8 protein-coding genes are annotated in these 10,889 nt (G+C 56.0%); 2 read left to right on the top strand and 6 right to left on the bottom strand.

What is annotated here, in order from left to right:
• Positions 1–1,002: 1,002 nt before the first annotated feature.
• From ACWTU9_RS32660 to ACWTU9_RS32635, 6 genes are all read right to left on the bottom strand, one after another.
• Positions 1,003–2,406, bottom strand: coding sequence for an amidohydrolase family protein (locus tag ACWTU9_RS32660; RefSeq protein ID WP_455861923.1), 1,404 nt, complete (start codon positions 2,404–2,406; stop codon positions 1,003–1,005).
• Positions 2,407–2,726: 320 nt separating this feature from the next.
• Positions 2,727–3,722, bottom strand: a complete 996-nt coding sequence (locus tag ACWTU9_RS32655) for a substrate-binding domain-containing protein (RefSeq protein ID WP_455861922.1) — start codon at positions 3,720–3,722, stop codon at positions 2,727–2,729.
• Between the two features lie 20 nt (positions 3,723–3,742).
• Positions 3,743–4,525 (bottom strand): ATP-binding cassette domain-containing protein, encoded by a 783-nt coding sequence (locus ACWTU9_RS32650; protein ID WP_455861921.1) that lies wholly within the window; start codon positions 4,523–4,525, stop codon positions 3,743–3,745.
• Positions 4,525–5,550 carry an ABC transporter permease gene (locus tag ACWTU9_RS32645; RefSeq protein ID WP_455861920.1) on the bottom strand — a complete coding sequence of 342 codons (1,026 nt, stop codon included), beginning with the start codon at positions 5,548–5,550 and terminating at the stop codon, positions 4,525–4,527. Before ACWTU9_RS32645 ends, ACWTU9_RS32650 begins: the two co-directional genes overlap by 1 nt.
• Positions 5,551–5,577: 27 nt before the next feature.
• Positions 5,578–6,585, bottom strand: a complete 1,008-nt coding sequence (gene iolG / locus ACWTU9_RS32640) for an inositol 2-dehydrogenase (RefSeq protein ID WP_455861919.1) — start codon at positions 6,583–6,585, stop codon at positions 5,578–5,580.
• A 4-nt stretch (positions 6,586–6,589) separates the two neighbouring features.
• Positions 6,590–7,480: a sugar phosphate isomerase/epimerase family protein gene (locus tag ACWTU9_RS32635; RefSeq protein ID WP_455861918.1), complete on the bottom strand. Its 891-nt coding sequence runs from the start codon at positions 7,478–7,480 to the stop codon at positions 6,590–6,592.
• A 192-nt stretch (positions 7,481–7,672) separates the two neighbouring features.
• Here ACWTU9_RS32635 and ACWTU9_RS32630 point away from each other — a divergent pair, with 192 nt between their 5' ends.
• Positions 7,673–8,692, top strand: coding sequence for a substrate-binding domain-containing protein (locus ACWTU9_RS32630; protein ID WP_455861917.1), 1,020 nt, complete (start codon positions 7,673–7,675; stop codon positions 8,690–8,692).
• 598 nt (positions 8,693–9,290) lie between these two features.
• Positions 9,291–10,298, top strand: coding sequence for a LysR family transcriptional regulator (locus ACWTU9_RS32625; RefSeq protein ID WP_455861924.1), 1,008 nt, complete (start codon positions 9,291–9,293; stop codon positions 10,296–10,298).
• Positions 10,299–10,889 lie beyond the last annotated feature (591 nt).

Below are 10,889 nucleotides of genomic sequence, written 5' to 3'. Positions count from 1 at the left end.
CCACCGCCGCGACACTAGATTCTCATCCAGATTGACGCGCTCCTCTCTCCCGGTTTGTCGCGCTATACGCCGAGCTCCCCTTCCCAGATCAACGCATAACAGGGCATTCCAATGGGAAACGGCGACATGCCGTAGGCGCCCCAGAGATGGGAGCGCTCGTGCGTGGAGGAGTAGAAATGCGCCCTCCTACCGAAGATAGTCTTCTCGCCGACAACCTCCGACCGGAATGGCGTCCAGCCGGCCAGCGGCGTCGAGGACCGCCGTCGGCGTCACGCTTGAATGTCTGGGAAAGCTATCCTTCTCAGCCTCGTATGAATAGATGAGCTCGGCTTCTGATGCATCTACTGCTGCAATCGTGCCATCATGGTGCGGTTTGAACGCAACTATCCTCATATCTGCCAAGCTCCTCTGGAGGGAAGGCCACCAGACCGCGGGAATCGGGACGGCGACTGCGAAACAAGTTGCGCCTGCAATAGCTCTTCGTAGCAATTATGGCCATACTTTAGAGATAAATCAAAATTAAGAAACATTCGCAAGAATGTAACGTATGTATCAAAAGAATGTAAAGTATGTCTCATAAGCGCCTTTGTTATTCGATCGCACTCCACAATTCTGATGAATATATATAAGCCAAAGCGGAAGTGTTTCGAATTGCACGCACGATCCACGCACAGCGCTGGTCCGCTGGTCCTCTCTTAGACGCTGAATCAAAAAGAGGGCGGCAAAATTATGGCCTGGCCAGTCGGCTCTTTCGCAAGAGTGGTCGACGGGGATCGAGGCCTCGGCGGAGGCGATCGCTCGCTCGAAAATCCTTGGCGAGGCGCCGGCAGCGGCCCAGCCGAGCGAATGTCCCCCGACCTCCAGCCCAACGACAGCATTATCGTGTCGTCACGAGAAGCTTACTGATCGAATAGACACGAGGGTGACCACATAAAAGCGCCGACCTTGCGCTGACAATCCGAACTGATCGGCTATCCACGCCCACAGCGGCGCTTCCCCCATCTATTCAACCCTGTAGCGTCCAGGACTGTCACGCCATGCGCTATGTGTAGCCAAGTCGAAATTTGCAATTGCCGTGTCCGAGTTCTGTGCTGGTCCGGTCGCGGAACCGCGCATCCGTTCTTTTTTTACCGCGATATTGAAGAAGGCATACTGATTGGCATTCATGAATTGATGAGCAAGCTCAATTGCCCCATTTTCATCGAAGTGCCCATCCTTGATCTCCTCCTCAAGGGTCTTAAGAAGCCATTTCCGTGCCTGAAAGGCATATCCCACTGATGCCGCTGGAAGACGAGAGTCGCCTCCAAACGCGAAAAGCTTATTCGACGGGACAGTGTGTATCATTCGGCGCACGAATTCAGATGTGGCGCGTGGATTGAGCGACCAAGCCCAGCATAAGTCTATCGTGACGTTAGGGAATTGCTTCGCGATTGCAACAAGTTCATTCTCATATGGGTATGCGATGTGCATAAGCACAAAGTTCGTCCTCGAATGCCTCTGCAGTAATTCGTGAAGCAATTCAGACCGCGAGACGGTGATCGGAAATCCGCCGACCCCGTTGAGATAACCGGTATGAAGTTTGAACGGCAATTCGTGCTCGGCAGCTAAACGTGCGATTAGATCTATACACCAGTCGCCGAGACAATTTCGCGCCTCAATCGGAGTCTTCGATCCCTCCCGCTTCCACGTTTCCAATGCTGCGGCCGCACTCACTTCATCACGCAGCTGCCACCGCAATGTGCGATGATATGCGTGTTGAGATTTGATTGCGATGCCGAGGTCAGCGTTTCGCTCGAAAATTATCGAAATCGCCTGCTCTAAGCTTGGCAAATCAGAGATGTCTACACCTGTGCTTCCCGCAATCCTTTCAAAGTCAGGCGTTCCATCACAGAAGCGGCAAAGGTTGATATCGTAAAGAAAAAAATCTTGACCCAATGCCTCTGTGGGTATGTCCCAGTCCATTGCATCTATCTGAACGTGATCAAGGTTTCCTTGCTCACTTAAGAGCCGGAGGCGCTCCCCAGCGCGGCCGTCATATCTCGACTGGCGATGTTGAAGTATATCGCCACTAATTTCGTCTACGCCGTAGAGCTCTTTGGCGATCAGTTTTACGGCCTCACCGTAGCCTGTATGCTGGGCCCGTCCCCAAGCTTCCGCTATGCCGGAAAATCGCGCCGAGATGGTGTTGTCACCTTTTGTCAGAAGGCGCCGAAGGCTATCAGGATTAGCGCCTGCTACTGCAAGATCATTTAGAACATAGTTGTCGAACAGATTGGTTAAAATGTCCGGCGGGTTACGAACATATTCCGACTCAAACTCGGTGTGCTCGTGCGAACTGCACATCCGAGAGGAATTGACGTAATCCGCCAAATCGCGAAACTTCGTGGTATCTTTTTCAAAATGCATTTGTCATCGCTTCTGCAGTGTGAGCACGTCCGCGGTCGCGTGCTTTATGTGAGATGCCGCAACTCGGCCCTGTACCTTGCTATGGCTTGATTATTCAAATCGAAGATCGCATGTGAAACCTTCACGCGAACTTCCAATTTCACGGATATGTGGCCCTTCAAAGCACGATGCACCGTAGCGCGACCGAAGCCGGTCTTGTCCACGATTTCGGAGATCGTGCAAAACCTGGTCTTGGGGATTTGAACCAGTTTCATTTTGCGCTGCCTCAAAACGGTTCGGGCGCGGCGATGGGAGTTCGCCGCGCCCCTTCGCTCGAAAGGTCAGTTGAGACCGGCCTCCATCAAGCGGTATTTGACCTTATCGAGATTTGACTTGTCGATGATTGCCGGGCCGGTGACGATGTCAGCTTCCGGCATCATGCCGTAGTCCAGGTAGCTCCGAGTGATCACCGTGGGAAGATAGCCCTGCAGGTACATGAGCTGGTCAATCCCAGCAATCGCTTCACCGCTAGCGATCGCGTCAAGTAAGGCCGGCGATACATCGAATGTCACATTAGAGACTTTCTTGGATAGATTCTCGCGTCGTTCGACGTCAAGCAATGTTTCGAAACAAAATGGCCCTGAGTTCATGCAGAAGACAGCGTCGGTCTCAGGATGCGCGAGGAAATAGTTGGACAGCATCGCCGAGCTTTGCGATACGTCGGTTCCAATTGCGATAACCTCGGTCTGGGCACCCGCCTTTGCGAGCGTGTCGGTAAATCCTTTTGCCATCTGCTCCAAGCCGACATGACCAGGAACGTGATTGGGCACGATACCGCGCTTGGGATGAGGATTTGCTTTCAAGACTTGCTCGGCAGCTGCGACGCCACTTTGATAAAGGTCAGCACCAATGCCGATGAGGTATGGCACTCGCTGATCCTTCGGAGCTGGGTCGAGCACGTTGATCGCGATCATCGGAATGCCGGCCGCTTTGGCCTTTTCGATTGTTGGCCGCATTGCTGTCGGGTCGGTGGCTGTAATCACGAGCATGTCCGGCTTCTCAGTGATGGCCGTTTCCATGCGGTTGATCGTTGTTTCGATCGAGAACTTGTCGTCCTGCGTCCATTTGATTTTCAAGCAGTTGTCGGCGGCACCCTGCTCGGCACCTTTTTTGACAGTGGCCCAAACAGGCTCCGCGACAGCATGGGTTGCATAATAGATGAGGTATGGCTTCTTCCCCTCGCAGCGGTCTGCTGCGTGCGAAGTTCCAGCGGCAAGCATCGCTGCTGAAATCGCCAGAATGCTTGAGGTCATGAGTCTTACAGTGGTTTTGGCCATGGTTACCTCCCGTTAGCCGACTAAACGGCAAGCCTGCGGCTCGCACGCATTCCTGTGTTGATGAGATTTGCTAGTTCCTGCTCGCTGACGCCTTCGCGAGGCGTCGTTTCCGCAACCTTGCCGTGATAGAGCACGGTGAATCTGTCGCAGGCCTCATATGCATGCGAGATATTGTGAGTGATGAAAACGACCGATACGCCTTGACGCTTGGCTTCCTGGATGTAGGCGAGCACTTTCGCCGTCTCCTTGAGGCTCAGCGCAGCTGTAGGCTCGTCAAGGATCAAAAGCTTGGACTGGAAATGAACCGCCCTGGCGATTGCAATCGACTGTCGTTCGCCACCGGAAAGGCGAGCCACTGTGAGATCAACGTCAGTGATGTGAATGCCAAGTTGCGAAAGCGATTTCCGCGCGATCTCGCGCATTCGACCTTTTTTCAGAAGCATTAAACCCGGCAGCCTGACCGATACCTCCTCTTCACGGCCGAGGAAAAAGTTGCGATAGATGCTCAAAAGTGGAATGATTCCCAAGTCTTGATAGACAACGGAAATCCCCTTCGCCATGGCCGCTCTCGGAGAGTCGAGAGACGTCTGGTGACCTTGCCAAATAAGCTGACCACTCGTCGGCTGATGGACCCCGGCAAGGACCTTGATAAGGGTCGACTTGCCTGCGCCGTTATCGCCTAGCAGTCCCAGGATTTCACCCGGCCTCACGTCCATATTGATCCCGCGCAGAGAATGGATGCGCCCGAACGACTTCGTGATTTCCTTGAGTTGAAGAAGCGGAGAGATTGAATCCGTGGCCATCACACACCGTTCCTTATTCTCACCCGTTGATTGACGACGGCGGCGACAATAAGCAGCAAGCCAATGCCGGCCTGGTACCAGTAGACGGAGATGCCCATCAGCAGCAGGCCCTGCTGGATCATGGTGATAATCAGCACGCCCAGCGCTGCTCCAAGAATGCTTCCGTATCCGCCGTTGAGGGAGGCTCCACCGACCACGACGGCTAGGACGGCCTCCAACTCCATCCCTTGACCGCGTAGAGCATCAACGCTCGAGAACCGCGCAACGGATACGTAACCGGCGAGACATGCCATCATGGAATTCAGGGCAAACGCAGCAATTTGGACCCGCTCGGCTGGCACACCCATGCCTCGCGCCGCCTCGGCCTCGCCACCTGTGGCGAAGAGCCAGTTGCCAAACCGGGTGGAGGTGAGAACAAAGGCGAATATGACCACCAGAAGGAGGAACCAAAAGAATGGCCCAGGTATGCCATTCCAGTTGAAATCAAAGGCTCTAAGAAACGGATCAGGAGTTTTCAACCGGATCGGAAATCCCTCGGTGAGAGCCAGAAGCACGCCTCGATAAAACATCAAGCCTCCAAGCGTGATGATCAACGAGTGGATCTGCAATTTTGTTACAAGGAGACCGTGGAACGCGCCTATCAGCAGGCCGGCAATCAAAATAATCGGCAGCATCACCACCGCCGGAATTCCGGCGTTTACGCCCATGATGACCATACCTGCCGACAAACCATAGACCGAGCCGACCGACAGATCGAATTGTCCGGCGATCATTAAGACGGCCACACCGACGGATATGATGCCTAGCGTCGCCGAACTGAGTAGAATGTTTGAGGCGACCCGGTCCGAGAAGAAGTGCGGGGCGAACGCTGAGAAGAACAGATATACCGCGACAGCAGCGATAACGACGCCCGACTCGGGTCTTAGCATCAGCTTATCGATAAATGTCTTCTCGGGGCGTTTGGCGCTAATCGCTGCTGCTTCGCCGGTGCCTCCCGTGGCCACCTGATTTGCATCTAAAGCCATTTGGCTTCCTCCCTAAACGAGCATCAGTCACTTCAGGCTCACTGGAGAGCCGCTTCGCGCCGACTTGAGCGCCTCCATGCTGATGTGCAATGCCTGTCGACCGTCCCACACGTTCGGAAACTTCGTGGTCTCGCCCCGGACTGCGGCGACGAATTGATCGATCTCGCGAATGTAAGCGTCGGCGTAACGATCAATGAAGAAGTTCTTCAAGGGGTCGGTGTGGATCGAGTCTGCGCCGTAGACCTGCACATTGGTCTTACCGTGGTTTTGCGACTGCACCATTCCTTTTGCGCCAAAGACCTCGATGCGCTGATCATAACCGTAGACAGCCCGCCGGCTGGCCGAGACCTGGCAGACCGCTCCTGATGTTGTTTTCAATGTCGCCGTTGCGGCATCGTACTCTCGATCCGGATTAAGCTCACCCTTGAGGTGACTGCTCGCGGTGGCATAGACTTCCGTTGCCTCGACTCCGAGAAGCCATCGGGCGATATCAAAGTCGTGGATCATCGTGTCATAGAAGATGCCGCCGGGTGTGGCCTTCATATAGGCCGGTGGCGGCGGATTGGGATCACGGCTCGTGATCGACACCAGCTCGACCTCGCCAATGGCGCCACTCTCGACGATTTCCTTGAGCCGGGCATGACTTGCGTCGAAGCGCCGATTGAAACCGATGATGATCGGGTGCTGATAATCGCGCAATTCGGAAACGAGAACATCGACATCCTCCATGTTCATACCGACGGGTTTCTCGCAGAATATCGCTTTGCGCGTTCTAGCGGCGCGGCGGATGAGATCAGTGTGTGTGTTGGCCGGAGAGGCAATCCACACAGCTTCAATGCTTGAATCCTCATATGCCACTGTCGCGTCGGGCAGCCACGTAGCGCCGGTCGCGTCTGCCACCTTTCGGCCAAGTGCCTCAGATGGTTCAACGACATATCTGAGCGCCACGTCAGCGTGCCGCGCCAAGTTCTTCGCGTGAAGCTCGCCAATAAACCCAGCGCCGATAAGCGCTACTGTGATTTTAAGGCCCGTCATTTCTTCAACCGATTCCAACGTCGTTGAGATATTTGCGGGTCTCGCAAGCGATAGGAAAAGGCCGCTCGGGAGGCGCTGGATACATATCCTGTTCCACGATCGCGTAGCCCTGGTACCCGACCTCATCGAGGACCGACTTCAGCTGTTTGAAATCGACCATTCCCTTCCAGGGTTCGCACATGATGTTTTTCGTCACGGCATGCGCGAATGACCAATCCTCATGCCTCATCTGAGCTAGCACATCCGCGTCGCAGTTCTTCAGGTGGATGTAGGGAATGCGGTCCGCATGCTTTTTCAGGAATGCGCATGCATCACCGCCACCATAGGCATGGTGCCCTACATCGAAGCAAAGCGACACATCTTCGGCCGGGGTTGCAGCCAAGAGACTTTCAATATCTCCCTCGGTTTCCAGATGGCTGTCGACGTGCGGATGTGCCGTCACGACCAGCCCGTACTGTTCGCGGACGATCTTTCCAATCCGGCCAATGTTGCGGTTGAACCGTTCGCGCTCTTCCGCAGACAATTCCAAGCTGCGGACTATTTCGCCAGTGAACAAATCGGTAAACATCGCCGGAAGCAGAACGACAAACTTTGCACCGAGCTCCTTTTGAAGCGCTGTGATCGCGGGAAGCTGGGTAAGAAGGCTCTCAATGCTCCCTTCGTCGAGGAGATCGCATCCAACGGTAGACGCGACCAAAGTCAAATTGCGCTCTGACAATTCGGCTTTCAGCACCGATGCCTCAGTCGGCAGGTATCCCCACGGGCCCAACTCGATGCACGAATATCCCGCTGCCGCGACCTCATCAAGGAACACGTTCCACGGCACCTGGCGGTCGTTATTCGGGAACCATATACCCCACGAGTCCGGGGCGTTTCCAACCTCTATACGAGCCAAAATGTTCCTCCCAGTTCCCTTATGCCTCAATTTGCCTCGAATACTGAGACGTTGTCCCAAATAAAAAACGTCGTCAACATCTTTTTCGATCAAATTGAGCTTACGTGAGATATTTTTGAGCTTTTCTGACCTTCCAGTGTTGCATCGAGAGCAAAATGAGATATTTTGAGACATTCTGCTGGGAGATGAGCCGTGAACCGACGGGTAACGATCAACGAACTCATTCAGGCAACGGGGCTGTCCCGCGCTACAATTGATCGTGCGCTCAATCAGCGCGGCGGCATCCACCCTCGGACCGAGAAGGTAATAAGTCAGGCGCTCGAACAACTGGGCCGGACAACCCCGGAACATGCCGCGTCATCTTCTGCAGTCCGCAATGCAGACGCGGTGCTCAGAGTGGGGCGCGGACTTGCCATTCAAATCGAGTCTTCGTGCAAAAAGCTCGATCTTCCTCTCAACTTCATCGACATGCACCAAAAGAACGAAAACGAAATGCTCGATGCAGTGAGCAATGCTTGCAAGGACATCTCGCGACCCTTGATCGTCACTGCAAAAAATACTGAGCGGATGAATGCCCTGCTTCTGCAAGCACGGAAGCGAGGCAAACGCGTTGTCACGTTTGTTTCCGATCTTCCCCATGATAGCCGCGATGCTTTTGTCGGCATTGATAATCGCAGTGCCGGACAGACTGCGGCCTATCTGATCGGTAGCCTTCTGAAGGACCGGGATTCGGCGACCGTCGGCGTCGTTCTCGGTGACTACGCGTTCAACAACCACGAAGACAGAGAGATCGGATTCCGTTCGCACCTTCGCGCCAATTTTCCAAACGTAGTGCTCACAGATGCAGCGAAGGGAGAAGATTCGCCTGAGCAAACCTATCTGGCGGTTCGCGATCTTCTCAGAAAACATCCAGATGTTGCCGCGATCTATAATGTCGCGGGCGGAAATGCAGGCTTGGCTAGGGCGTTAAAGGAGGCTGGACTGGCTGGCCGGACCCGCGTGCTGACCCATGAAGCAAACTCAATTACAGTGCCGCTGATGCGAGACGACGTCGTTCAATATGTTATCGCGCAAGACCCGGCTGAGATGATCAAATTGGCCGCGAGTGTCGCTTTTGCGGAGACGCCGCAGCCACTCAAGGAACAGCATCTCGTAGATTTCGGCCTGCATACACGCTTCAATTTGCCGAAATTCGGTTTGGAGACGGAGTAAGGACGTAAGTCTCCCCCTGAAGCCGAAATAGCAGGTCGCAATTAATGGCGTTCCCATGTGTTGCGGGCGATAGACGTCGAAATCCGGCTGTCGTCGTCGACCAAGAAAGCGCCCCCCCCCCGCATCGCGGGAGGCTCCCGCCGCTTCGACATCGGCATTCAGCCTGCCACCTCGAACATCGGCACGCTGAGGCTCGGACCAGGATCTGCAGTTCGAAGGCGACGGCCCCTCGCGAGCACGGCGCCTGAGATGCTACCGAGCCAATCGGCCGCGCCGCGCATGCGCCTTACCCATCGCAAAGGCGCGCCACATCATTCACCGTCCAGGCAGCCGCGTGCAAAGCTCCATTCCACCGGGGCCAAAGGCCAGCAAGCCGCAGCGGCGTTGTCGCATCACCAACACACAGCATGGACGCAAAAGCGCTCCTGCTTCACTCGCCCTTGCCTGAATAAAAAAAAGGGGAGCACGGCACCCCTTTTTTCGCAGAAGTAAGGCGCCCATAGATCGGCCCGCGTCGCAGACACCGATTTTACGTGTCGTCTGAAATACGCGTTTTCAAGGAGAAATAGAGATCATGGATCGTTATCGAGGAAAGGAAATGGATGAGCTCTCCCGCAGTCTAGATGCCGCAGAAGGTTGGGATCGGCCGCATACGGCTGCGGCGACCAATAGTGAGCACGCCGACCCACAAACAAACATCAATCTGGCATCAATTGACCTGAACCTGCTGGTGGCGCTCGGGGCCCTGCTGGAGTACCGCAACGTCACCCATGCAGGCCAGTATATCGGAAGGAGTCAGCCGGCGATGAGCCGAGCGTTGGCAAGGCTGCGCGGCATGTTCAATGATGATCTCTTGGTGCGAGGCTCAACTGGCTTGATCCTTACGCCGCAGGGCGAACGCTTGGCCCAAATGCTGCCATCAGTGATGGGGGCGATCCGTCAGATTGTGACGAGCAGCAGCTTCGCCTCAAGGGAATGGCGGCCGAAGGCAATGATGGCGATACCGGATCACCAGGCGTTGGTAATACTACCGCGTCTTCTGCCGTGGCTGCGTGAACAAGCGCCTCATCTCAACATTCTCGCCCGTTCAGCCTTTGACGGCGTCCTGGGAGGGCTAGAACAAGGCGATATCGATCTGGTCATCGGGCAGATCGGCACCAACTTGCCCGGCTACTTTCGGCGCCGCCTCTATGCCGACAGCTTTGCGTGCTTGCTGCGCCACGGCCACCCAGCGCTGGCGCGGGAATGGACAATCGAAAGCTTCGCGACCTTGCGCCGTGCCGTTGTCAGCTCGGACACCCACGACCACTTCGGGCGGATCTACGATGAACTGCCCAGATCGAGACTTCCGGATTGGGATCCGATGTCGTTTTCCAGCGTACTGACGGCGGCGACGATGGCTTCCACGATTGATCTAGTACTTGTTGTACCCCGGCGCGTCGCGACACGGATTTCTGCCATGCTGCCGCTCGCGGTTGTCGATCCGCCCGTGGAACTGCCACCCTACGAGGTCATGCTGGTCTGGCACGAGCGTTGCCATCGAGACCCGGAGCATAGGTGGCTGCGCGACCGGATCGCCGCAGCGCTGACCCCGGAAGCAACCTGACAAATGATCCGGGACCTGCAGCCTGCTGACCTGGTCGCGATCCAGCAGCCCCAGTTGGTCGACCGGTTGGCATAGGCAACGCCGCAAGCCCCCAGAGAAAGCCCTGGCCGAAATTGCCGAGGCCCGCCATATGGCACCTAAGTATACTTAGGAAAGGGCGGGCGTCTCGTCACCAGGCCGCGCAGCCCAGAGATCGAACTCCATTGGCAGCTCGAAGGCGCGCCCCGTCCTGCGTCGACCGCTGCGCCAACGGCGAGCGCGCCCGCCGCGATGCCGGAGCGCGCAGTCTGGCCTTCGTCACAGTAGGATGCCCTGACGCGGCCATGCCCGCTCGCCGTCCCACCAGACGCTGACGGTGCATGCGTCGGCCATTGGGGCTGCGGCGCCGATCAGGATCCGCTGCGCGGGCGGCCCGTCAAAGCGCGACGCCAACCACGTCGCCCGCAGCAGAAAGCGTTCTCGCGGCCCAACGGCACCGCCAAAGTCAGCCGTTGGTCCGCAGCGCTTCCGAAGCAGGATTGGCGGTGCGATCACTGATCGCTCTGATCGGTCGCCCGTGCCTGAGTCCCGCGCTTGTCATGCGATGCACTC

Source organism: Mesorhizobium sp. 128a, from assembly GCF_053848025.1.
The sequence above is the reverse complement of the archived record's forward strand: the minus strand, read 5'-3'. Positions and strand labels throughout refer to the sequence as shown.